Consider the following 24,153-nt stretch of genomic DNA (forward strand, 5'->3'; position numbering starts at 1 on the left):
AAGCTCGCTCCCCCACAGTTGACCTGTTTTGAACACAGAACCCGCGTTCACTGCAGATCCCCTGTGGGAGCGAGCTTGCTCGCGATGGCGGCAGCCCTGCCCTCCCCTTAAACCCGGCACAAAAAAAAATACCCCAGCCTCTCGACCGGGGTATTTCTTCAAGCACTTACCGCAACATCAATGGTTAACCGCCCCACTCGCCCCCAGGCCAGTCTGCGAACGCACGAACTGCGGGAAGAACAGCGCCCGCTCGTTTGCGCCTTCAGCCGACTTGTCGGTGATGGAGAAGAACCAGATGCCGACGAAGGCAATCGCCATCGAGAACAGCGCAGGGTATTCATACGGGAAGATCGCCTTCTCGTGACCCATGATCTGCACCCAGATGGTCGGACCCAGCACCATCAGACCCACGGCACTGACCAGGCCCAGCCAGCCGCCAATCATGGCGCCACGGGTGGTCAGCTTCTTCCAGTACATCGAAAGCAGCAGTACCGGGAAGTTGCAGCTCGCCGCGATGGAGAACGCCAGGCCCACCATGAACGCGATGTTCTGCTTCTCGAACAGGATTCCCAGGGCGATCGCCAGCACCGCCAGGGCGATGGTGGTGATTTTCGACACGCGAATCTCGTCCTTCTCGTTGGCCTTGCCTTTCTTGATCACGCTGGCATACAGGTCATGGGACACCGCCGAGGCACCGGCCAGGGTCAGGCCTGCTACCACCGCCAGGATGGTGGCGAACGCTACGGCCGAGATGAAGCCCAGGAAGATACTGCCACCCACGGCGTTGGCCAGATGCACCGCCGCCATGTTGTTGCCACCGAGCAAGGCACCTGCCGCGTCCTTGAAGGCCGGGTTGGTGCTGACCAACAGGATCGCGCCGAAGCCGATGATGAAGGTCAGGATGTAGAAGTAGCCGATGAAACCAGTGGCATACAGCACGCTCTTGCGCGCTTCCTTGGCATCACTCACGGTGAAGAAACGCATCAGGATGTGTGGCAGGCCAGCAGTACCGAACATCAACGCCAAGCCCAGGGAGAAGGCCGAGATCGGATCCTTCACCAAGCCGCCAGGGCTCATGATCGCCTCGCCTTTAGGGTGCACCTTGACCGCTTCGGCAAACAGCATGTTGAAGTCGAAGTTGACGTGCTTCATGACCATCAGGGCCATGAACGAAGCACCCGACAGCAACAGCACCGCCTTGATGATCTGCACCCAAGTGGTCGCCAGCATGCCACCGAACAGCACGTAGAGGCACATCAGGATACCCACCAGGATCACCGCGACGTGATAGTCCAGGCCGAACAGCAGCTGGATCAGCTTGCCGGCACCGACCATTTGCGCGATCAGGTAGAACGCCACCACGACCAGCGAGCCACAGGCCGACAGACTGCGGATCTGGGTTTGCCCCAGGCGATAGGACGCCACGTCGGCAAAGGTGTATTTGCCCAGGTTCCGCAGGCGCTCGGCGATCAGGAACAGAATGATCGGCCAGCCCACCAGGAAGCCGATCGAGTAGATCAGACCGTCGTAGCCGGAGGCGAACACCAGGGCGGAAATCCCCAGGAAGGACGCCGCCGACATGTAGTCCCCGGCAATGGCCAGGCCATTCTGGAAACCGGTGATCCGCCCGCCCGCCGCATAGTAGTCGGCCGCCGACTTGTTACGCTTGGACGCCCAGTAAGTGATGCACAGGGTCGCGCCGACGAAGGCCACGAACATGACGATGGCCGAGACGTTGAGGGGTTGTTTCTGCACGGCACCGGTCAGGGCTTCAGCCGCCCAGGCGCCCGGAGCGAACGCTGCGATGCTCAATAGAGCCAGTAGACGCCGGATCATTGCTGAGCCTCCTTGAGAATCGCATTGTTCAGGTCGTCGAACTCGCCGTTGGCGCGTCGCACGTAAATAGCGGTCAGGACGAAGGCCGAGACAATCAGGCCGACACCGATGGGAATGCCCCAGGTGATGGTGGACTCAGGCGTGATCTTGGCCCCGAGAATTTGTGGCCCGTAGGCGATCAGAAGAATGAAGCCGGAATACAGCCCTAGCATGATCGCCGAGAGAATCCAGGCGAACCTTTCCCTTTTTCTCACCAGCTCCTTGAAGCGCGGGCTGTTTTGAATCGAGAGGTAAATGCTGTCGTTCATTGTTTTTATCCTCGCAGCACAGATTTAATTGGAACGACCCTACTCTATGCGGCTGCAGGCCAGGTTCCAGACGACCTTAGTATTAGAACGACATGACGGTTTTGCCAGTTTTCCGCACATTTATCATTTAATTCCCCTGTGGGAGCGGGCTTGCTCGCGAATGCGATCTGCCTGTGAATCAATTGCTGGCTGATACACCGCCTTCGCGAGCAAGCCCGCTCCCACGGGGGATTTGCATGCACTTGGGAATTGCAGGCACAAAAAAACCGCATGACGCAACGTCATGCGGTTTTTCGAGAAAGTTAAACCAGGCCGATTACTTGCCGGTCCACTCCTTCACGCGGTCCGGGTGCTTGGCGACCCAATCCTTGGCAGCGGCTTCAGGCTTGGCGCCCTCTTGGATCGCCAGCATGACTTCGCCGATTTCGTCTTTCGAAGCCCATTGGAATTTCTTCAGGAACGCGACCACTTCCGGCGCTTTGGCCTCCAGGCCCTTGCTGCCGATGCTGTTCACGGTTTCAGCCGCGCCGTAGACACCTTTCGGGTCTTCCAGGAAGCGCAGTTTCCACTTGGCGAACATCCAATGCGGCACCCAACCGGTGACGGCGATGGATTCGTTTTTCTTCTCGGCACGGGTCAGCTCGGCAATCATGCCGGCGCCGGAACTGGCCTTGAGTTGATACCCGGTCAGGTCGTAATCCTTGATGGCCTGCTCGGTCTTGAGCATAACGCCTGAACCGGCGTCGATACCCACGATGCGTTTCTTGAAGGAGTCGTCGGTCTTCAGGTCTTCGAGCGACTTGGCCTTGACGTACTCAGGCACGATCAAGCCGATTTTCGCATCCTTGAAGTTGGGGCCGTAATCGACCACCTGATCCTTGTTCTTGGCCCAGTAGTCACCGTGGGTGACTGGCAACCAGGCCGAGAGCATCGCGTCGAGCTTACCGGTGGCCACGCCTTGCCACATGATCCCGGTCGCGACGGCTTGCAGCTTCACGTCATAGCCGAGTTTCTGCTGGATGACTTCGGCTGCCACGTGAGTGGTCGCAACGCTGTCGGACCAGCCGTCAACGTAACCGATGCTCAGGGTTTTGGTTTCGGCGCTGGCCACAGTGGAGCTGATCGCCAGTACCAGTGCGGCACCTGCGCCCAAGAGTCGTCGCATCTTCATCGTTACTTCCCCGAAAGTGCTGCGCCCGACGGATGCCGGGCGGCGTCAACGTATTGTTATGGTGCACAGCGCCCCCATCACGCTCGCCTGCAAACCGGTTCGAACGCCAGTGGAGTACTGACCCGTCGATCATCAACCTGCGCTGATCTGGAACCTGCTCTGTCTGCGACGTTGAGGCAACGAGAAACGACATCAGAAAGCCAGCAGGCGATTTAAGGTGTTGCCATCGCAAATCCCGCCCGAACCTTGCATGCCTGAATCAGGCAACCACCAGATATCTAGCCGCGACCATGCGCGAACGTGTATCGTCCCGCTACTATCGCGCCCCGTCCGCGCCTGTTTTGTATACGTCATGGCACTTGGCTCTGCTTCGGTGGTCATAGCCTGCGAACCTCATTCGGCACCTTCCTCTTAGGGATTTCGTCATGCTCCGTTCCTTGCGCTTCGCTGCCCTCATCGGCGGCCTTATCCTGAGTGCGTCCGCGCTGGCGGCAGATATTGACGCCGCCAGCTATGGCTACCCGTTGACCAACCCGTTCGAGGCGACTATCGCCACCACGCCGCCGGACCTGCGCCCGGAGCTGCCGCTGATCGAGGACATCAACCAGGCCGACCACAGCCTGACTCTGCGCCCGGAACGTGAGTTCATCTTGCCGGACAACTTCTGGCCGGTGAAAAGCCTCACCTACCGCATGGCTACCCAGGACAAACCCGCGCCGCTGATTTTCCTGATCGCCGGCACCGGTGCGCGCTTTGACAGTAGCATCAATGAATACCTCAAGCGGCTCTACTACAAGGCCGGCTACCACGTGGTGCAGCTGTCATCGCCCACCAGCTTCGACTTCATGAGTGCCGCCTCGCGCTTCGCCACACCGGGTATTTCCAAGGAAGATGCCGAGGACATGTACCGGGTGATGCAGGCCGTGCGGGCGCAGAACCCGAAACTGCCGGTGACCGAGTATTACCTCACTGGCTACAGCCTCGGCGCCCTGGACGCGGCCTTCGTCGCGCACCTGGATGAAACCCGGCGCAGTTTCAACTTCAAGAAAGTGCTGTTGCTCAACCCTCCGGTGAACCTCTACACCTCGATCACCAACCTGGACAAACTGGTCCAGACCGAGGTCAAGGGCATCAACAACACCACCACCTTCTATGAGCTGGTGCTGAACAAGCTGACGCGCTACTTCCAGCAAAAAGGCTACATCGACCTCAACGATGCCCTGCTCTACGACTTCCAGCAGTCCAAGCAACACCTGAGCAACGAGCAGATGGCGATGTTGATCGGCACCTCGTTCCGTTTCTCGGCAGCCGATATCGCGTTCACCTCGGACCTGATCAACCGTCGCGGCCTGATCATCCCGCCCAAATTCCCGATCACCGAAAGCACCAGCCTGACACCGTTTCTCAAGCGCGCGCTGCAATGCGACTTCGACTGCTACCTGACCGAGCAGGTGATCCCGATGTGGCGTGCGCGCACTGACGGCGGCAGCCTGTTGCAACTGGTCGACCAGGTCAGCCTGTATGCGCTGAAGGATTACCTGCAGGCCAGCCCGAAGATTGCCGTCATGCACAACGCCGACGACGTCATTCTCGGCCCGGGAGACCTGGGCTTCCTGCGCAAGACCTTTGGCGACCGCCTGACGGTTTATCCATTGGGCGGCCACTGCGGCAACCTTAACTACCGCGTCAACAGCGACGCCATGCTGGAGTTCTTCCGTGGCTAAATATCTCCTGCTTATCGCCGCGTTAATGAGTGCCGGCCTGGTCCAGGCTGATAACAGCAAGGCCAATGCACCGGTGGTGGTGGACTCCGATGGTTTCAAGGAACCGTTGAGCAAACTCAAGTTCAACCCGGGCCTGGACCAGCGCGAATTCGAGCGCTCGACCCTCAACGCCCTGAACGTCTATGACCCGCTGGAATCCTGGAACCGCCGGGTCTACCACTTCAACTACCGCTTCGACCAATGGGTGTTCCTGCCCGTCGTTGATGGCTACCAATACATCACCCCAAGCTTCGTGCGCACCGGAGTGAGCAACTTCTTCAATAACCTTGGGGATGTGCCGAACCTGATGAACAGCCTGCTGCAATTCAAGGGCAAGCGTTCGATGGAAACCACGGCGCGACTGCTGCTCAACACCACCATTGGCATTGCCGGCCTGTGGGACCCGGCCACCGCCATGGGCCTGCCGCGCCAGAGCGAAGACTTCGGCCAGACCCTGGGTTTCTACGGCGTACCCGGCGGCGCGTACTTCGTACTGCCGATCTTCGGCCCTTCGAACCTGCGCGACACTTCAGGCTTGCTGGTGGACTACACGGCCGAATCGGCGATCAACTACCTGAACGTTTCCGAAGTCAGCGGCAACCACCCGGAACTGTTGTTCCTGCGCGCCGTGGACAAGCGCTACCAGACCAGCTTCCGCTATGGCCAGCTGAACTCGCCGTTCGAGTACGAGAAGGTGCGCTACGTGTACACCGAGTCGCGTAAGTTGCAGATAGCCGAGTAACACCCGATACACCTGAAACCAATGTGGGAGCGAGCTTGCTCGCGATAGCGGCCTGTCAGTCAACGCAGATGTTGAATGTCGGCCCCTCATCGCGAGCAAGCTCGCTCCCACAGTTGTTATGTGTTGCCGTCTCAGCCTTTCAGCGCCTTCCAGATTTTGCCGACCGCCAGCACACCCACCAATACCGCTGCCCCCGCGACAATCCCCGCCACCGCGTTGAGCAACATCGGCACGATAAACCCGGCACCGCCGGCACTGGCCGCCACAGCCTCGATCCAGTGATGCACCACCGGTACGCCATGGGTCAGGATGCCGCCGCCCACCAGGAACATCGCCGCCGTGCCGATCACCGACAGGCTTTTCATCATGTAGGGTGCGGCACGCAGGATAGCGCCGCCAATGCTTTTGGCGGCCTGACCTGGCTTCTGCGTCAGCCACAGCCCCAGGTCATCGAGCTTGACGATCCCGGCCACCAGGCCATAGACACCAATGGTCATGACGATGGCAATACCCGACAAAACGATGACTTGCTGGGTCAGTGCTGCATCGGCGACGGTGCCGAGGGTAATGGCGATGATTTCCGCTGACAGAATGAAGTCGGTGCGCACCGCACCTTTGATCTTGTCCTTTTCAAACGCCACCAGATCGACCGCCGGATCAGCCACGGCCTCGACCAGTTGTGCATGTTCGGCCTCGTCTTCGGCCGGGCTGTGGAGGAACTTGTGGGCCAGTTTTTCGAACCCTTCGAAACACAGGTAGGCGCCACCTACCATCAACAGTGGCGTCACCAGCCAGGGCACGAAGGCGCTGATCGCCAGTGCCGATGGCACCAGGATCAACTTGTTGATAAACGAACCCTTGGCCACCGCCCAGACCACTGGCAGCTCCCGCTCGGCACGCACACCAGAGACTTGCTGGGCATTGAGCGCCAGGTCATCGCCGAGCACGCCGGCGGTTTTCTTGGCGGCCATTTTGGTCATCAACGCTACATCGTCGAGCACAGTGGCGATATCGTCGATCAGCACCAGCAAACTGCTTCCGGCCATGGAGGGGCTCCTTGAATAATAATGCCGCGCAGCATACCGCGAGCGGCGGTGCCATGGGGGCATTCTTGAGCGCTGCGCGAGGCCGGTGCTACCATGCGCCACCGCCAGAACAGGCAAGGAACCCCTGGGTTTATGAGCACAATCCGCGAGCGCAACAAAGCATTGATCCTGCGTGCCGCCAGCGAGGAATTTGCCGACAAGGGCTTCGCCGCGACCAAGACCAGCGACATCGCGGCCAAGGCCGGCCTGCCCAAACCCAACGTCTATTACTACTTCAAGTCCAAGGAAAACCTCTACCGCGAGGTCCTGGAAAGTATCATCGAGCCGATCCTCCAGGCTTCGACGCCGTTCAATGCCGACGGCGTGCCGGGTGAGGTGCTGAGCCACTACATCCGCTCTAAGATCCGCATCTCCCGCGACCTGCCCTTCGCCTCGAAAGTCTTCGCCAGTGAAATCATGCACGGTGCCCCACACCTGAGCCCCGACCTGGTGGAGCAACTCAACGGCCAGGCCCGGCACAACATCGACTGCATCCAGACCTGGATCGACCGCGGCCAGATCGCCCCCATCGACCCCAACCACCTGATGTTCAGCATCTGGGCCGCGACCCAGACCTACGCCGACTTCGATTGGCAGATCTCGGCGGTGACCGGCAAGGAGAAGCTCGATGAAGCGGATTATGAAGCGGCGGCGCAGACGATTATCCGGTTGGTGTTGAAGGGGTGTGAGGTGGATCGCTAGTTTGAGACCGCGTCGTCTTCAATCGCGAGCAGGCTCGCGATGAAGGCAACTCGGTTACGGATCAAACCCAAATGGCATCCCACAGTGGATAGTCGCCAAATCGTTTGACCAGACCAGCCCGCAGCGGATTTGCCACGACATACCGAGCCAGGACTACCAGATCTTCTTCCCGGCGCAGGGCTCGATCATGGTATCCCTGCTGCCATAAGCTACCGCTGCGGCCTGAGGATAGATTCACTGCCCGAGTGCTTAAGGATTTGGTCTTTTGCATCAACTCATTCAGCGAACTCTGCTGAAGTTCTATCAACCAATGGAAATGATCAGGCATGACCACCCACGCCAACGATTTGGCCCACTCCTTTTCCTGGGCATGCCGAAACTGATCAACAACCAATCTACCCAGGGCGAACTCCTGAAAAACAGGTCTTCGGTCGATTGTGTTGGTGGTCAGCAAATAGATTCGATTCAACTCACCGTAGCGGCCAATGCGCAAACGATGTGAAGCGGGTAAATTAGGCATTCCGTTGCCTCCTTGATAGTCAGGTCATGAAAGGCTAGATCACTGAATGCTTGATCGAAGGAGGACTTTTTAGCTGTATGTGTCTGGTCTATCGCCATCGCGAGCAAGCTCGCTCCCACAAGGGATTCCGGTTTGTTCGCGAAATCCGGGTACACCGCAGAATCCTGTGGGAGCGAGCTTGCTCGCGATGGCGGTTGATCAATCACCACAAATTCAAGCTCCCCCCACATCCGCCCTCAACTGCACCGCCTCCACCGCCCTGACTGCCACCTGCTCATCCACATCCGAAACATCCCCACTGACACCAATCGCCCCCAACACCCTCCCATCCTGATCCCTGATCAACACCCCACCCGGTGCCGGTACAACGCTGCCCTGCCCCAGCCCATTCAAAGCCGCAAAGAACGCCGGGCGTTGCTGGGCGTCCTGGGCCAGCAGGCGTGAGCCTTTGCCCAAGGCGATGGCGCCCCAGGCCTTGCCGATGGCGATCTGTGGGCGAAGCAGGCTAGCGCCGTCTTCGCGCTGCAAGGCAATCAGGTGTCCGCCGCTGTCCAGGACCGCGACGGTCAATGGGGCCGCGCTGATTTCACGGCCTGCGGCGAGGGCTTGTCCTGCCAGGTTGACGGCGACTTTCAAGGTTAGAGCACTCATGGGGCTGTCCTTCTTTTGTGATGAGAGAGGCCTTGCGGGTGTCACTTCTCAGAAAACTGAGCACACAAATAGAGCACAGAAATCTACAATTTTGTATACAACAAATTCGCACTTAGTCAATAATCGACGAAATACCACAAAATTCCCAGCCTCTGACGAATGAAACAGCCGCTTGAGAAAATGGATTGACCTGTGCCGTCAGCCATGAATACACTCTGCGCAAAGCCACTTGTATACAATTACAAAACGTAAGAGGCACAAAACCATGAGCAAAATGAGAGCAATCGAAGCCGCCGTCCTGGTGATGCGCCGTGAAGGCGTGGACACCGCCTTCGGCATCCCGGGTGCAGCGATCAACCCGCTGTACTCTGCCCTGCAAAAGGTGGGCGGCATCGATCACGTCCTCGCTCGCCACGTTGAAGGCGCCTCGCACATGGCCGAGGGCTACACCCGCACCAAAGCCGGCAACATCGGTGTGTGCATCGGCACCTCGGGCCCGGCCGGCACCGATATGGTGACCGGGCTCTACAGCGCCTCGGCCGATTCGATCCCGATCCTGTGCATCACCGGGCAAGCGCCCCGCGCTCGTATGCACAAGGAAGATTTCCAGGCTGTGGACATCACCAGCATCGTCAAGCCGGTGACCAAGTGGGCGACCACCGTGCTGGAGCCGGGCCAGGTGCCGTACGCATTCCAGAAAGCCTTCTATGAAATGCGCTCCGGCCGGCCGGGCCCGGTGCTGATCGACCTGCCGTTCGATGTGCAGATGGCCGAGATCGAATTCGACATCGACGCCTACCAACCACTGCCCCTGGCCAAACCCGCGGCCAACCGCGTGCAGATAGAGAAAGCCCTGGCGATGCTTAATCAGGCTGAGCGGCCATTGCTGGTGGCCGGCGGCGGCATCATCAATGCCGATGCCAGCGAGCTGCTGGTGGAGTTCGCCGAGCTGACCGGCATCCCCGTCATCCCGACATTGATGGGCTGGGGCACCATCCCCGACGATCACCCACTGATGGTCGGCATGGTCGGCCTGCAAACCTCCCATCGCTACGGCAACGCCACGTTGCTCAAGTCGGACCTGGTGCTGGGTATCGGCAACCGCTGGGCCAACCGTCATACCGGCTCGGTGGAGGTCTACACCGAAGGCCGCAGGTTCATTCACGTGGACATCGAGCCAACCCAGATCGGTCGCGTGTTCACGCCCGACCTGGGCATCGTTTCCGATGCTGCTTCGGCCCTGGCGGTGTTCATCGACGTGGCCCGTGAGTGGCAAGCCGCCGGTAAGTTGAAGAACCGCAGCGCCTGGCTGCAGGACTGCCAGCAACGCAAGGCCAGCCTGCAGCGCAAGACCCACTTCGACAACGTGCCGGTCAAGCCACAGCGGGTGTACGAAGAAATGAACCAGGTGTTCGGCAAGGACACCTGCTACGTCAGCACCATCGGCCTGTCGCAGATCGCCGGGGCGCAGTTCCTCCATGTGTACAAGCCGCGCCACTGGATCAACTGCGGCCAGGCCGGACCGTTGGGCTGGACCATTCCGGCCGCGCTGGGGGTGGTCAAGGCCGATCCGAGCCGCCAGGTCGTGGCGTTGTCGGGTGACTATGATTTCCAGTTCATGATTGAAGAGCTGGCGGTGGGTGCGCAGTTCAAGCTGCCGTACATCCACGTCGTGGTGAACAACTCCTACCTGGGGCTGATTCGCCAGGCCCAGCGCGGGTTCGACATGGACTACTGCGTGCAGCTGTCCTTCGACAACCTCAACGCCCCGGAACTCAACGGCTATGGCGTGGACCACATTGCCGTGGCCGAAGGCCTGGGCTGCAAGGCGCTGCGGGTGTTCGAGCCGTCTGGCATCCAACCGGCGCTGCGCAAGGCCCAGGCGATGATCGAGGAATTCAAGGTGCCGGTGATTGTCGAGATCATCCTGGAGCGGGTCACCAATATCTCCATGGGCACCGAGATCAACGCCGTCAACGAGTTCGAAGACCTGGCGCTGGTGGGCAACGATGCGCCGACCGCGATTTCGTTGCTCGATTGAATGCCGACGCACTCCTGTGGAGCGAGCTTGCTCGCGATGACGGCGCTACATTCAACATGGATGCAAGCAGACACACCGCTATCGCGAGCAAGCTCGCTCCCACAGGGGGCCTGCCAACTATTTACAGGAGACCACCATGCCACGCTTTGCAGCCAACCTGTCCATGCTGTTCACCGAGCTGGATTTCCTCGCCCGTTTTGAAGCCGCCGCCAAGGCCGGGTTCACAGGTGTCGAATACCTGTTCCCTTACGACTACAGCTCTGCCGAACTCAAGGCGTTGCTCGACGCCAATGGCCTGACCCAGGTGCTGTTCAACCTTCCGGCCGGCGACTGGGCCAAGGGCGAACGTGGTATCGCCTGCCTACCGGACCGGGTCGAGGAGTTCCGCGCTGGTGTCGACCTGGCGATCGCCTACGCCAAAGTACTGGGCAACACCCAGGTCAACTGCCTGGCCGGGATTCGTCTGCAGAACTGCGATGCGGCCCTGGTGGAGAAAACCTTCGTCGCCAACCTGAAGTACGCCGCCGAAAAGCTGCAGGCCAAAGGCATCAAGCTGGTGATGGAAGCCATCAACACCCGCGACATCCCCGGCTTCTACCTGAACAACACCGCCCAGGCCCTGTCGATCCGCGAACAAGTGGGCAGCGCCAACCTGTTCCTGCAGTACGACATCTACCACATGCAGATCATGGAAGGTGACCTGGCCCAGACTCTGTCGACGCACCTGAACGAGATCAACCACGTGCAACTGGCAGATAACCCAGGCCGCAACGAGCCAGGCACAGGCGAAATCAACTATCGCTTCCTGTTCGAACACCTGGACCGCATCGGCTACCAGGGTTGGGTCGGCTGCGAGTACAAGCCGCTGACCAGCACCGAAGCGGGATTGGGCTGGTTGAAAACCCATAACGCGATCTGACTCAACTCTTTCCCCCTGTGGGAACGAGCTTGCTCGCGATAGCGGTTGTCCAGCCTGCTTCTTGGGTGAACGTGAAACCGTCATCGCGAGCAAGCTCGCTCCCACAGGAAAGCAGTTCCCCATTTGCTTGAAACAGCGATAAAAACAAGAGGATTTTCCCATGGCTAAAATCGGATTCATCGGCACCGGCATCATGGGCCACCCCATGGCCCTGAACCTGCAAAAGGCCGGGCACAGCGTGTTCCTGTCCCAGCACCACGACGCGGCTCCGGCCGATCTGCTGGCCGGCGGCGCGGTGGCGTTGGCCAACCCGAAGGAAGTGGCCCAGGAAGCCGAGTTCATCATCGTCATGGTCCCGGACACCCCGCAGGTCGACGATGTGTTGTTCCGTGCCGACGGCGTCGCGGCTGGTGTGGGGGCTGGCAAAGTGGTGATCGACATGAGTTCGATCTCCCCCACCGCCACCAAGGCGTTCGCGGCGAAGATCAATGCAAAAGGCGCGCAGTACCTCGACGCCCCGGTGTCCGGCGGTGAAGTCGGCGCCAAGGCCGCGACCCTGAGCATCATGGTCGGTGGCGACAGCGCCGCTTTCGAGCGCGCCCTGCCGCTGTTCCAGGCCATGGGCAAGAACATCACCCTGGTGGGCGGCAACGGCGACGGCCAGACCGCCAAAGTGGCGAATCAGATCATCGTCGCCCTGAACATCCAGGCCGTGGCCGAAGCCTTGTTGTTCGCCGCGAAAAACGGTGCCGACCCGGCCAAGGTCCGCGAAGCACTGATGGGTGGCTTCGCTTCGTCGAAGATCCTGGAAGTGCATGGTGAGCGCATGATCAAGGGCACCTTCGATCCGGGCTTTCGCATCAGCCTGCACCAGAAAGACCTGAACCTGGCCCTGCAAGGCGCCAAGGAACTGAACATCAACCTGCCCAACACCGCCAGCGCCCAGCAAGTGTTCAGCACCTGCGCGGCCATTGGTGGCAGCAATTGGGATCACTCGGCGTTGATCAAGGGCTTGGAGCATATGGCCAATTTTTCCATCCGCGACAAATAAGCCCTGCACTACCCCCTGGGAGCGAGCTTGCTCGCGATAGCGGTTTTACATTCAACAACGATGTTGGCTGGGCCACCGCTATCGCGAGCAAGCTCGCTCCCACAGGGTCCGCATCAACGCTAAGAATAAAAATCGGGAGCCCGTCATGTCGGTCGATCCGCAACAATTGCTGCGCGAGCTGTTTGCCACAGCCATCGACGCGGCCCATCCGCAGCACGTCCTTGAACCCTATCTGCCCAGCGACCGCAGCGGCCGGGTGATCGTTATCGGTGCCGGCAAGGCCGCCGCCGCCATGGCCCAAGTGGTCGAGCGCTGCTGGCAGGGCGAAGTCTCTGGCCTGGTGGTGACTCGCTACGGCCATGGCGCACCCTGTCAGAAAATCGAAGTGGTCGAGGCCGCTCACCCGGTGCCTGACGCCGCCGGCCTGGCCGTGGCCCGGCGGGTATTGGCAATGGTCAGCGATCTGCGCGAAGACGACCGCGTCATCTTCCTGCTGTCCGGCGGCGGTTCTGCCCTGCTCGCCTTGCCAGCCGAAGGCATCACCCTGGGTGACAAGCAATCGATCAACAAAGCCTTGCTCAAGTCCGGCGCATCCATCGGCGAGATGAATTGCGTGCGCAAGCATCTCTCGGCGATCAAGGGCGGGCGCCTGGGCAAAGCCTGCTGGCCGGCAACGGTCTATACCTACGCGATCTCCGACGTACCGGGTGACCTCGCCACGGTCATCGCCTCCGGCCCTACCGTGGCTGATCCCAGCACATCGGCCGAAGCCCTGGCGATCCTCAAGCGCTACCACATCGAGGTACCAGCCTCGGTGCGGCAGTGGTTGCAAAGCCCCGAATCGGAAACCGTCAAACCCGGCGACCCGGGCCTGGCCCGCAGCCACTTCCAGCTGATCGCCCGCCCGCAGCAATCACTGGAAGCGGCAGCGGTGAAAGCCCGTCAGGCCGGTTTCAGTCCGTTGATCCTCGGCGACCTGGAAGGCGAATCCCGGGAAGTGGCGAAAGTCCACGCCGGCATCGCCCGGCAAATCGCCCACCACGGCCAGCCCCTGGCAGCGCCGTGCGTGATCCTGTCCGGTGGCGAAACCACCGTCACCGTGCGCGGCAATGGCCGTGGCGGGCGCAACGCCGAATTCCTGCTGAGCCTGACCGACAGCCTCAAAGGCCACCCCGGCATCTACGCGCTGGCTGGCGACACGGACGGCATCGACGGTTCCGAAGACAACGCCGGCGCCCTCATGACCCCAGACAGCTATCACCGCGCTATCGAACTGGGCCTGAGCGCCAGCGACGAGCTGGATAACAACAACGGGTATGGCTACTTCGCCGCGCTGGATGGGTTGATCGTCACCGAGCCGACCCGCACCAACGTCAACGACTTTCGCGCCATCCTGATCCTCGAGAACCCCAAACATGACGCCTGACAAAAAGGTCAAGATCCTCGCGACCCTCGGCCCCGCCACCCGCGGCATCGATGATATCCGTGAGCTGGTACAGGCCGGCGTGAACATCTTTCGCCTGAACTTCAGCCACGGCGAGCATGCCGACCACGCCCAACGCTACCAGTGGATTCGCGAAGTCGAGCAGCAGCTCAATTACCCGCTGGGTATCCTCATGGACCTGCAAGGCCCGAAGCTGCGGGTCGGCCGGTTCGCCAACGGTAAGGTCCTGCTGCAACGCGGCCAGGCCCTGCGCCTGGACCTGGACCCGACGCCCGGTGATCAACATCGGGTCAACCTGCCTCACCCGCAAATCATTGCGGCCCTGGAGCCCGGCATGGACCTGCTGCTGGACGACGGCAAGCTGCACCTGCGGGTGATAGCCAAACATCGCGACGCCATCGACACCGAAGTGCTCAATGGCGGCGAACTGTCGGACCGCAAAGGGGTGAACGTGCCTCAAGCGCTGCTCGACTTGAGCCCGCTGACCGCCAAGGACCGTCGCGACTTGAGCTTCGGCCTGGCGCTAGGTGTGGACTGGGTGGCGCTGTCGTTCGTGCAGCGCCCCGAGGACATCCGCGAAGCCCGGGCGCTGATCGGCGACAAGGCGTTCCTGATGGCGAAGATCGAGAAGCCATCGGCGGTGACCCAGTTGCGGGAAATCGCCGAATTGAGCGACGCGATCATGGTCGCTCGCGGTGACTTGGGGGTCGAGGTACCCGCCGAGAGCGTGCCGCAGATCCAGAAAAACATCATCGGTACCTGTCGTGCCCTCGGCAAACCGGTGGTGGTGGCGACCCAGATGCTCGAGTCGATGCGTTTCTCCCCGGCGCCGACCCGTGCGGAAGTTACCGACGTGGCCAACGCCGTGGCCGAGGGTGCTGACGCAGTGATGCTGTCGGCGGAAACCGCCTCCGGTGATTACCCGCTCGAAGCCGTGCAGATGATGAGCAAGATCATCCGCCAGGTGGAAAACGGCCCCGATTACCAGTCGCAACTGGACGTGAGCCGGCCGAAAGCCGAAGCCACGGTGTCGGACGCCATCAGCTGCGCCATCCGCCGGATCAGCAGCATCCTGCCGGTGGCGGTGCTGGTGAACTACAGCGAATCGGGCAGCTCCAGTTTACGAGCGGCGCGGGAACGGCCGACGGCGCCGATCCTCAACCTCACGCCGAACCTGCAGGCCGCCCGCCGCCTGACCGTGGCCTGGGGCGTGCACTCGGTGGTCAACGATCGGCTGCGCCAGGTCGATGAGGTGTGCTCCACCGCCCTGGAAATCGCCCAGGCCCAGGGCATGGCCCAGCGTGGCGATACCTTGCTGATCACGGCGGGCGTGCCGTTCGGGCAACCGGGGTCGACCAATTCGTTGCGCATTGAGACGTTGCTTTAGCGCCTGTACTGGCCCCATCGCGAGCAAGCTCGCTCCCACAGGAGGGGTGTGAACCCCGCAAATCCTGTGTGGGAGCGAGCTTGCTCGCGATGAAGTCGACTCGGTCCATCAGACATACCAACCATGCCCAACCCCCACTGCCCCGACTGGGCCACCGCCCTGCTCAACGGCTTCAGCCAGATCTTCCTCCAGCGCCATCCGCTGTGTGGTCTGCTGTGCCTGCTAGCGATTCTGTTCAGCGCCCCGGCCTTGTTCGGCGGGGCGTTGCTGGGGGGCGTGGCCGGGTTGCTCACGGCCCAGCGGCGCGGTTACGCCAAGGCGGATCGGCAGGCTGGGCTGTTCAGCTACAACGGCATCCTGCTGGGGTTGCTGTTGAGCCTTGCCGTGCCCTGGTCAGCGTTATTGCCGCCGTTGATCATCGCCTGCGCGGGTCTCAGCGCGATGCTGACCCAGCAATGGCTCAAGCGCACCCGTGGCCCGCGATGCCTGTCGGCCTACACCGCCCCCTTCGTCGGGTTGGGCTGGTTGCTGTTGAGTTTCACCGCGCCACAATCCACGCCCACGTCGATAGAAATGACCATGCCCAACCTGCTGGCCGCGCATCTGAGCGGACTGGGCCAGGTCATGTTTCTCGGCCAGCCGGTGGCCGGAGCGCTGATCGCTACGGGCTTGCTGATCGCCAACCGGCGCGCCCTCGGCTGGGCCCTGTTCGGTTCGGCCGCAGGTCTTGCATTTACCTTGTTACATCACGACACCGCGCAAGCCCTGTCGGGATTGGGCGGCTACAACTCGGCCCTGGTGGCCCTGGCCCTGAGCCAACAGCGACGCCAGCCATGGCTGCCGCTGGCCGGTGTACTTCTGGCACTGCTGCTGGCCCCCGGCTTTACCGCCCTGGGCCTGGCACCGTTGACTGCACCGTTCATCCTCGCCTGCTGGCTGATCCAGGCCACCGGTCGCGCGTGGCACCAAGCCAGCCTCGACGCTGCGCCTTGCGCTCTGCGGGGCAATCACCCTAGGCTTCGCTGATTCTGATTCAGGCGACGGTTATGGACAGCAGCAACAATTGGCGTGAACGGCTCTACGTCATGATTTTCCAGAGCGACACGGTGGCCGGCCGGCGCTTTGACAGCGCCCTGTTGTTGATCATCCTCGCCAGCCTGGTGATCGTGATGCTCGACAGCATCGACAGCGTGCACAAAAACTACGCGCCCCTGCTGGCCGCCATTGAATGGGGTTTCACCTTCATCTTCATCGTCGAGTACGGCCTGCGCCTGTACTGCTCGCCCAAGCCCCTGCGCTATGCCTTCAGCTTCTACGGCCTGGTGGATCTGCTGGCGATCGTGCCGGGCATCCTGGCGTTGTATTACAGCGACGCCCAGTACCTGCTGATCATTCGAATCATCCGTATGCTGCGGATTTTCCGGGTGCTCAAGCTCAGCCCCTACCTCAAGCAGGCCAACTACCTGTTGGCGGCGCTACGGGGCAGCAAGCAGAAAATCATCGTGTTCCTGGTCAGCGTCTCGACCCTGGTGACGGTATTCGGCACGCTGATGTATGTCATCGAAGGCCCTGGCAATGGCTTCACCAGCATCCCCAAGGGCATCTATTGGGCTATCGTGACACTGACCACGGTGGGCTTCGGCGACATCGTGCCCAAGACACCACTGGGCCAAGTGGTGTCGTCGCTGGTGATGATCACCGGTTACTCGATCATCGCCGTACCAACGGGGATCTTTACCGCCGAACTGGCCACGGCCATGCGCGGTGATCAGCTCAAGCACGATTGCCCGGTGTGCAGTAAGAACAACCACGAGCAGGGCGCCGCTTTTTGCTCCCGTTGCGGGAACGCGCTGTTTAAAAAATTGGAATAAGCAAAGTTCTTTTTGATGCTTGAAGGTCTATAGGCTTGCAGCTAGTGTGCCGGCTAATTGCCCGAACCCCCGTTCAAATAAAAGGAATTGGTAAGTGAAGAACTTCTTTGGCGCCTCACTTCTCGCCGTCGGCCTGACCTTCGGCAGCCTGGCCCACGCCGCCCCGACCCTGCTTAACGTTTCCTATGACGTGATGCGCGACTTCTACAAGGACTACAACGCAGCCTTCCAGAAACACTGGCAGGCCGAGCACAACGAAAACATCACCGTGCAGATGTCCTTTGGCGGTTCCAGCAAGCAGGCACGCTCGGTGATCGACGGGTTGCCGGCGGATGTCATCACCATGAACATGGCCACCGATATCAACGCCCTGGCGGATAACGGCAAACTGGTGCCCGAGAACTGGGTCACCCGCCTGCCGAACAACAGCGCCCCGTTCACCTCGGCCACCGTATTTATCGTACGCAAGGGCAACCCCAAGGCGTTGAAAGACTGGCCCGACCTGCTCAAGGACGGCGTGCAAGTGATCGTGCCCAACCCGAAAACCTCCGGTAACGGCCGTTACACTTACCTGTCGGCCTGGGGGTATGTGCTGAAGAACGGCGGCGATGAAACCAAGGCCAAGGCCTTCGTCGGCAAACTGTTCAAGCAGGCTCCGGTACTGGACACCGGTGGCCGTGCCGCGACGACGACCTTCATGACCAACCAGATCGGCGATGTGCTGGTGACCTTTGAAAACGAAGCCGAGATGATCGCCCGCGAGTTCGGTCGCGATCAGTTCGAAGTGATCTACCCGAGCGTTTCCGCCGAAGCCGAGCCACCGGTGAGCGTGGTCGACAAAGTGGTCGAGAAAAATGGCTCCCGCGAAGCCGCCGAGGCCTACCTCAAATACCTGTGGTCGCCTGAAGGCCAGGAGATCGCCGCCGCCAACTACCTGCGCCCACGGGACCCGGCGGTGCTGGCCAAATACACCGACCGCTTCCCGAAAGTGGACTTCCTGTCGGTGGAAAAAACCTTTGGCGACTGGCGCACGGTGCAGAAGACTCACTTCAATGATGGTGGGATTTTCGACCAGATCTACAGCGGGCAGTAACGTCCCCTCCACATTGATCGTTCCTACGCTTCGCGTGGGAACGTATCCAATGGCGCTCTGGGTCAAAAAAGGACGCGCAGCGTCCCGGGCGGCATTCCCACGCAGAGCGAGGGAACGATCAGGCCTGTTTCATCATCAATAGCAAGCATGTCCGATATCAGTCACAAAGCCTGTTCCTGAGCCCCACAACTCTTTAGCCTCACGCCATCCTTTCAAGCTACTGACGAGATAGCCATGAGTGCCCATCCCTCCTCCGTGCCCGCCGGTACAAGCCTGACCCGCGGCATGGTCCTGTTGTTCGCCTTTTGCTGCGGGGCCATCGTCGCCAACATCTACTACGCCCAACCGATCATCGAACTGATCGCGCCGGATGTCGGTTTGAGCAGCACTATGGCCAGCCTGATCGTCTCGTTGACCCAGATCGGCTATGCCCTGGGCCTGTTTTTCCTGGTGCCGCTGGGCGATCTGCTGGAGAACCGCCGCCTGATGATCCTCACCACCGTGGTGGCCATTGCCAGCCTGTTGGGCGCCGCGTTTACCGATCAACCGAACGTATTCCTGCTGGTTTCGTTGCTGGTGGGCTTCAGTTCAGTGTCGGTGCAGGTCCTGATTCCCCTGGCGGCGCACCTGGCGCCGGAAGAGTCCCGAGGACGGGTCGTGGGTGGGATCATGGGCGGCCTGCTGCTGGGCATCCTGTTGGCGCGGCCGGTCTCCAGCGTAGTGGCCGACCACTTCGGCTGGCGGGCGATGTTCATGATTGCCGCCGTACTGATGGCGGCGATCAGCATCGTGCTGGCGTTGACCGTGCCCAAGCGTCAGCCCGATCACAGCGCCTCCTATGGTCAACTGCTGGGCTCGCTGGGCACCTTGCTACGCCAGCAGCCACTGTTGCGGCAACGGGCGTTTTACCAAGCCGGCATGTTCGCCACATTCAGCCTGTTCTGGACCGCCGTGCCGCTGGAGCTGTCACGCAACCATGGCCTGTCCCAGACTGAAATCGCCCTGTTCGCCCTGGTCGGAGCCATCGGCGCCATTGCCGCGCCCATCGCCGGTCGCCTGGCGGACGCCGGCCACACCCGTATCGCCTCGCTGCTGGCGATGCTGTTCGCCAGCCTGAGCTTCCTGCCGGCGTTCATCCATCCGCTCTACAGCGTCATTGGCCTGGCGGTGACCGGCGTGGTCCTGGATTTCTGCGTGCAAATGAACATGGTCCTGGGCCAACGCACCATCTATGCCCTCGATGCCAAGAGTCGCAGTCGGCTGAACGCGCTGTACATGACCAGCATCTTCATTGGTGGTGCGTTCGGCTCATCGATTGCCAGCGCGGTGTACGAACACGGCGGCTGGTTGTGGGTGGTGATCATCGGCAGTGCCTTCCCGCTGCTGGCCTTGCTGCGCTTTTTGAGTGCCTCGCAGAAGCCGTCCCTGGCAACGGCCTGACCCCACCCATAAAAAATGCCCGGGCGCTCATGGCGCCCGGGCATTTTTTCGTGGAACGATCAAATCCGCACGTTGCCTCGCGGCCCGGCGATCGCCCAGATGATCAGGCCCAGCACCGGCAACAGGATAATCAGCAGCACCCACAGGATTTTCATCCCGGTTTCCGCGCCGCTCTTGAGTACGTTGATGATCGCCCAGATATCGAGCGCCAGGATAATCAGGCCGATCAGGCCGTTGAAGGTGGAACCCATGGTGTCGCTCCCAAATGGTGGTAGGCACACTTAGGATAGCGGGCCCCTGGCGAGGGTTCCGTATTATTGCTTCAGATGTGAACCGCGACCTTGAGGGCTTCCAGGGCCGGCGCAGCGGCAATGCCAACTTCAGCACACAGCTCCAGCACGCGCGGCACATCGTTGCCGTACACCAGCACCATCTGCAATTCATCGTCGAGCAACTGGCTGAAGTTCATCAGCATATAACCGCCGTTTTCCTTGTTCAGGCTGCTCATCTGGATCTGGATGCGGTTGAGCGCCGTGAGGGCTTCGGTTTTCGCCAGTTGCTTGGGCTTGAGATTGAACGCCACGTCGGGGCCGAACGAGGCGACAATCTGTTCGAACAGCTCCACGTAGGTATCGGCCTGGAACAGCACGGTGTCCGGCAGGCTGCCTACCACCACCCATTCGCCCAGGGGAATAGGGAAAGTGTCGTCGTAGTTGATATCCGGGTTGGTCGCCAGAAAGGCCGCCGGATCGGCATAGGCCTGGGCCGCTTCGTCGGCGATTTTCGCAATGTCCGCATCGCCCAGGCAGCCGGAGCTGATTTTGCTGATGAGTTCGATGAGGGCGACTTTCATGGTGAGGTGGATCCTGTGGATAGGGTTTTGAGGGCGCGCAGGATAGCGCATCACATTGCCCGAGTCAGGCTCATGTGGAGAAGGGATTTATCCCCTCGCCACAAGAGCAATGTCACTCCAGAGTCACGGCCCTGAAGGAGGATCAGCCCAACAACTTTTCCAACTGCGCCGTGGTATCCACCGCGCCCATGGTCTTGGCCGCATCCAGGGCCGAGACGCCGTTGGCATCCTTGGCTTTCGGATCGGCGCCTTTGCTGATCAGGTAATCGACGATTGCCACGCGATTGAACATCGCCGCCATCATCAATGCGGTACGGCCATCGAAGGAGGAGCCTTCCACCTGCGCACCGCCCTCCACCAACGCCGTGACCACTGCCAGGTCACCCTTGAAGGCCGCGCCGGCAATCGGGCTCTGGCCATTGTCGTTGCGCACTTCCGGATCGGCCTTGTGTTCCAGCAGCACTTTCACGGTTTCCACATGCCCGTGGTACGCAGCCAGCATCAGCAAAGTGTCGCCCTTGTGGTTACGCAGGTTGGGCGGCAGGCCTTTGCTCAGCAAGGCCGCCATCATCGCGGCGTCACCCTGGCGTGCGACATTGAACACCTGCTCGGCAAACTCCGCAGCCTCTTCCGGGGTCATCTGACGGCTTGTATCGGACATGGGAAACTCCACTCAAGTCTTTGCAAAGCCGCTAGTTTCCCGAGGGACTCGAGACCTGTCATCCCTTTTCTCTCTGCCGCCTCCATAGCCAGAATCAATAGCGATACTGCCCACCCTGAATCTGCGTCGCCAGTTGCCGGTCTACCCGCACGTAGGTCTGGCTGCCCGGGAGCCAGGCGTAGACCGGCTCATCATCGGCAACGCAAGGGTCGAAGGCTTCGGCCTTGAGGCGGGTTTTCTGGTATTTGAAGGTGCCGGTGGTGTCCATTTTCACTTTAATGCGCAGGAACAATGGCACCGCATAGGCCGGCAGCTTGCACTGCAGGAATTGCAACAGCTCACTGAAATCCAGCACCGCCAGGGATTCCGCCGGGGTGATCGCCGCCATGCCGGCGCGGCCATTGGTGCCATTGATCTCCACGCCATAGGCCACCGCCTCGGCCACCTGCGGGTGTTGCAGCAAAACGTTTTCGACTTCCGTGGTGGAGACGTTTTCGCCTTTCCAGCGGTAGGTATCGCCGAGGCGATCGACGAACTGCCCATGGCCAAAACCAATGTTGCGCAGCAGATCACCGGTGTTGAAGTAGCGGTCACCGGGCACGAAGACGTCCCGGTAGATGGTCTTTTCGGTCTTGGCTGGATCGGTGTAGCCGTCCAGCGGCGCCTTGTCGTCGATCCGCGCCAACAGCAGGCCCGGTTCGCCCCTGGGGACTTTCTGCATGCGACCTTGCAGGTTGCGTAACGGCACGCCGCTGTCATGGTCGTAGCGCACCAGTTCCCAGCCCATCAGGGAAAACCCGACGGTGTTGTCGAAATTCAGCACATTGGTGAAGCCAATATTGCCGTCGCTGGCCGCATACAGCTCGCAGATATGCTCGATGCCAAAACGCGTCTTGAAGGTCGACCAGGCTCCGGGGCGCAGGCCGTTGCCGATCATCTTCTTCACACTGTGGTGGCGGTCTTCGCCGGTGGGCGGCTGGTCGATCAGGTAACGGCACAACTCACCGACATAACCCAGCGTGGTCGCCCGGTAACGGCGCACATCGTTCCAGAACTGACTGGCGCTGAACTTGCGCCGCAGCGCAAACCCCGAGGCGCCACAGATCGCCGCCCCCCAGCACACGCACAGGCCCGTGGCGTGGTACAGCGGCAGGGTGCAATACAAGATGTCATCGGGCTGCATGTCCAAGGCGATCAGGCCGAAACTGGTGGAGGTGCGCATCCAGCGTCCATGGCGAAAGACCCCGGCCTTGGGCAAACCGGTAGTGCCCGAGGTGTAGAGGTACAAGCATGGATCGTCGAAGAAGACGTGCTGGCTGCTGGCCGGGTTATCGCCTGGGTACCCTTCACTGCGACCGAGCAGGTCGATAAAACCGGACGGAACATCGGCGCTGTCTTGATCCGCCACCCACCAGGTACGAGCATTCGGCAATGCGGTTCGTCCGCGCACGTCGTTGAAGGCGGCGACCCGTTCATCCCCGACCACCACCGCGACCGGCGCCACCAGCGCCAGGCTGTGCACCAGCGCATCGCCCGTTTGCGAGGTGTTGATCATGGCACTGACCGCGCCGACCTTCGCCACCGCCAGCACGGCGATCAACAGCTGGGGCCGGTTCTCGATGAAAATCGCCACGCAGTCGCCCTTGCCGATGCCCTGGGCCAGCAAGTAGTGGGCAATACGATTGGCTTGCTCGTTGACCTGTGCATAACTCCACACCGCGTCGCCGAACAGCAACGCCGGACCCTGTGGATTACGTAGCGTGGCCTGTTCGAAACACCAGCCCAGGCCACAGGGTTGGGTCGGGTCCTGGACGTTGGCCAGTTTCATGCCTTTGATGATCCGCGCAACGGCTCTGGCAATGGCGGGCAACTTGCGCAGCATCATGCCCCAGGTAATAGCGTCGCTGGGTGTACGACTCATGGTGATCTTCCCCGGTCGACCTCGTGGGTCTCGGTTCTTGTTATCGGGCTGTAGTGATTCCGGATCGAAAGTACGCCAGCGATTCCGGCGCTGTACATGCGGTTTTTGCAATGTTTTGTATCCGCGGCCCAGGACAGGCGAAGGGTGAGCGCTACAAACTCAATTGGTTCCAAAAAAGATTGGAGAACCACGCAAAATGCAGGATGCACGATGGCCATTCATGCAAGATGCACGAAAGCAAAAAATCAGAAAATGATCAACTTATTGTTTTTAAAGGGTTTTTTATGCGGCACAAGGATGGCACAGACACTGCAACTACCCCTCCACGGTTTGCCATCAAAACCATGGAGCAGTCAAATTATGAACATGATTCAAGAAAAATTTTCGTCCCTGTTTTCCAACTACGAAGTGACTACACAGGCTCGCCCGGACGGCGGCATTCTGCTGACATTGCGCAATAGCGAAGGCAAACAGTTGAAGCGCTCGATTTCCTATGCGCAGTTGCATGCCGGTGACCAATTGTCCTGGGTGATCAGCGCCATTCGTCGTGACTTGGCGGAACAGGCCAGTGAGCTGCCGCAGATCACCCTGCTGCAGAGCCAGCATCGCTTCGCTTTGCCGACCTATCACAGCGCTTGATCTTCCTGTGGGAGCGGGCTTGCTCGCGAAGACGGCTGTCATTCAATAAAGAAGT

Annotated in this window: 23 protein-coding genes; 13 read left to right on the top strand and 10 right to left on the bottom strand. The window is 60.6% G+C overall.

The window, feature by feature from the left end:
* Positions 1-177 precede the first annotated feature (177 nt).
* The 3 genes from SGN16_RS21535 to SGN16_RS21545 form a co-directional block, all read right to left on the bottom strand.
* Complete coding sequence (locus SGN16_RS21535; protein WP_210639892.1) at positions 178-1,836, bottom strand: cation acetate symporter; 1,659 nt, start codon at positions 1,834-1,836, stop codon at positions 178-180.
* A complete protein-coding gene (locus tag SGN16_RS21540; RefSeq protein ID WP_335945284.1) occupies positions 1,833-2,144 on the bottom strand; it encodes a DUF485 domain-containing protein in 312 nt (103 codons plus the stop codon). The genes SGN16_RS21535 and SGN16_RS21540 overlap by 4 nt, the downstream gene beginning before the upstream one ends.
* A 316-nt stretch (positions 2,145-2,460) precedes the next feature.
* Positions 2,461-3,315 (bottom strand): glycine betaine ABC transporter substrate-binding protein, encoded by an 855-nt coding sequence (locus tag SGN16_RS21545; RefSeq protein ID WP_210639893.1) that lies wholly within the window; start codon positions 3,313-3,315, stop codon positions 2,461-2,463.
* Positions 3,316-3,740: 425 nt separating this feature from the next.
* Here SGN16_RS21545 and SGN16_RS21550 point away from each other — a divergent pair, with 425 nt between their 5' ends.
* Both SGN16_RS21550 and SGN16_RS21555 read left to right on the top strand, forming a co-directional pair.
* Positions 3,741-5,039 carry a serine/threonine protein kinase gene (locus SGN16_RS21550; protein ID WP_335945285.1) on the top strand — a complete coding sequence of 433 codons (1,299 nt, stop codon included), beginning with the start codon at positions 3,741-3,743 and terminating at the stop codon, positions 5,037-5,039.
* On the top strand, positions 5,032-5,820 hold the full coding sequence (locus SGN16_RS21555) for a VacJ family lipoprotein (RefSeq protein ID WP_210639895.1): 789 nt from the start codon (positions 5,032-5,034) through the stop codon (positions 5,818-5,820). Before SGN16_RS21550 ends, SGN16_RS21555 begins: the two co-directional genes overlap by 8 nt.
* Before the next feature lie 131 nt (positions 5,821-5,951).
* Here SGN16_RS21555 and SGN16_RS21560 read toward each other — a convergent pair whose 3' ends face one another.
* Positions 5,952-6,866, bottom strand: coding sequence for a DUF808 domain-containing protein (locus SGN16_RS21560; protein WP_210639896.1), 915 nt, complete (start codon positions 6,864-6,866; stop codon positions 5,952-5,954).
* Positions 6,867-6,998: 132 nt separating this feature from the next.
* Between SGN16_RS21560 and SGN16_RS21565 the strand changes: the two genes are divergently transcribed.
* A complete protein-coding gene (locus SGN16_RS21565) occupies positions 6,999-7,607 on the top strand; it encodes a TetR/AcrR family transcriptional regulator (RefSeq protein WP_335945286.1) in 609 nt (202 codons plus the stop codon).
* Between the two features lie 61 nt (positions 7,608-7,668).
* On the opposite strand, the gene SGN16_RS21570 is transcribed toward SGN16_RS21565, so the two are convergent.
* Both SGN16_RS21570 and SGN16_RS21575 read right to left on the bottom strand, forming a co-directional pair.
* On the bottom strand, positions 7,669-8,127 hold the full coding sequence (locus SGN16_RS21570; protein ID WP_335945287.1) for a transposase: 459 nt from the start codon (positions 8,125-8,127) through the stop codon (positions 7,669-7,671).
* A 213-nt stretch (positions 8,128-8,340) separates the two neighbouring features.
* Positions 8,341-8,778 (bottom strand): heme-binding protein, encoded by a 438-nt coding sequence (locus SGN16_RS21575; protein WP_210639899.1) that lies wholly within the window; start codon positions 8,776-8,778, stop codon positions 8,341-8,343.
* Between the two features lie 265 nt (positions 8,779-9,043).
* Between SGN16_RS21575 and gcl the strand changes: the two genes are divergently transcribed.
* The 9 genes from gcl (at position 9,044) to SGN16_RS21620 (ending at position 20,024) form a co-directional block, all read left to right on the top strand.
* Positions 9,044-10,819, top strand: coding sequence for a glyoxylate carboligase (gene gcl, locus SGN16_RS21580; protein ID WP_210639900.1), 1,776 nt, complete (start codon positions 9,044-9,046; stop codon positions 10,817-10,819).
* 136 nt (positions 10,820-10,955) lie between these two features.
* Complete coding sequence (hyi, locus tag SGN16_RS21585; protein WP_335945288.1) at positions 10,956-11,738, top strand: hydroxypyruvate isomerase; 783 nt, start codon at positions 10,956-10,958, stop codon at positions 11,736-11,738.
* Positions 11,739-11,898: 160 nt separating this feature from the next.
* The gene (locus SGN16_RS21590; RefSeq protein ID WP_210639902.1) at positions 11,899-12,789 is read left to right on the top strand and encodes a 2-hydroxy-3-oxopropionate reductase; all 891 of its coding nucleotides are present in this window, start codon (positions 11,899-11,901) and stop codon (positions 12,787-12,789) included.
* Between the two features lie 145 nt (positions 12,790-12,934).
* Positions 12,935-14,215 carry a glycerate kinase gene (locus tag SGN16_RS21595; protein WP_335945289.1) on the top strand — a complete coding sequence of 427 codons (1,281 nt, stop codon included), beginning with the start codon at positions 12,935-12,937 and terminating at the stop codon, positions 14,213-14,215.
* Positions 14,205-15,620 carry a pyruvate kinase gene (gene pyk / locus SGN16_RS21600; RefSeq protein ID WP_335945290.1) on the top strand — a complete coding sequence of 472 codons (1,416 nt, stop codon included), beginning with the start codon at positions 14,205-14,207 and terminating at the stop codon, positions 15,618-15,620. Before SGN16_RS21595 ends, pyk begins: the two co-directional genes overlap by 11 nt.
* Before the next feature lie 123 nt (positions 15,621-15,743).
* Positions 15,744-16,646 carry an urea transporter gene (locus SGN16_RS21605; RefSeq protein WP_335945291.1) on the top strand — a complete coding sequence of 301 codons (903 nt, stop codon included), beginning with the start codon at positions 15,744-15,746 and terminating at the stop codon, positions 16,644-16,646.
* A 20-nt stretch (positions 16,647-16,666) separates the two neighbouring features.
* Positions 16,667-17,491: an ion transporter gene (locus tag SGN16_RS21610; protein ID WP_210639906.1), complete on the top strand. Its 825-nt coding sequence runs from the start codon at positions 16,667-16,669 to the stop codon at positions 17,489-17,491.
* A gap of 94 nt (positions 17,492-17,585) precedes the next feature.
* Entirely contained in the window at positions 17,586-18,584 is a 999-nt protein-coding gene (locus SGN16_RS21615; RefSeq protein ID WP_335945292.1) for a sulfate ABC transporter substrate-binding protein, read from the top strand.
* A gap of 234 nt (positions 18,585-18,818) precedes the next feature.
* A complete protein-coding gene (locus tag SGN16_RS21620; RefSeq protein ID WP_210639908.1) occupies positions 18,819-20,024 on the top strand; it encodes an MFS transporter in 1,206 nt (401 codons plus the stop codon).
* 59 nt (positions 20,025-20,083) lie between these two features.
* Here the strand turns inward: SGN16_RS21620 and SGN16_RS21625 are convergent, their stop codons facing one another.
* The 4 genes from SGN16_RS21625 to SGN16_RS21640 all read right to left on the bottom strand — a co-directional run bounded on the left by SGN16_RS21625 (position 20,084) and on the right by SGN16_RS21640 (position 23,459).
* The gene (locus tag SGN16_RS21625) at positions 20,084-20,275 is read right to left on the bottom strand and encodes a PLDc N-terminal domain-containing protein (RefSeq protein WP_003223221.1); all 192 of its coding nucleotides are present in this window, start codon (positions 20,273-20,275) and stop codon (positions 20,084-20,086) included.
* A gap of 71 nt (positions 20,276-20,346) precedes the next feature.
* The gene (locus tag SGN16_RS21630; protein WP_210639909.1) at positions 20,347-20,877 is read right to left on the bottom strand and encodes a hypothetical protein; all 531 of its coding nucleotides are present in this window, start codon (positions 20,875-20,877) and stop codon (positions 20,347-20,349) included.
* A 142-nt stretch (positions 20,878-21,019) separates the two neighbouring features.
* Positions 21,020-21,538 carry an ankyrin repeat domain-containing protein gene (locus SGN16_RS21635; RefSeq protein WP_210639910.1) on the bottom strand — a complete coding sequence of 173 codons (519 nt, stop codon included), beginning with the start codon at positions 21,536-21,538 and terminating at the stop codon, positions 21,020-21,022.
* 94 nt (positions 21,539-21,632) lie between these two features.
* Positions 21,633-23,459: a long-chain-acyl-CoA synthetase gene (locus SGN16_RS21640; protein WP_335945293.1), complete on the bottom strand. Its 1,827-nt coding sequence runs from the start codon at positions 23,457-23,459 to the stop codon at positions 21,633-21,635.
* Between the two features lie 360 nt (positions 23,460-23,819).
* On the opposite strand from SGN16_RS21640, the gene SGN16_RS21645 reads away from it, so the two are divergent.
* On the top strand, positions 23,820-24,098 hold the full coding sequence (locus tag SGN16_RS21645; RefSeq protein WP_025214961.1) for a DUF3509 domain-containing protein: 279 nt from the start codon (positions 23,820-23,822) through the stop codon (positions 24,096-24,098).
* The last annotated feature ends 55 nt before the right edge of the window (positions 24,099-24,153 follow it).

Origin of the sequence: Pseudomonas sp. G166, assembly GCF_037027455.2 — a bacterium.
GTDB lineage: Bacteria > Pseudomonadota > Gammaproteobacteria > Pseudomonadales > Pseudomonadaceae > Aquipseudomonas.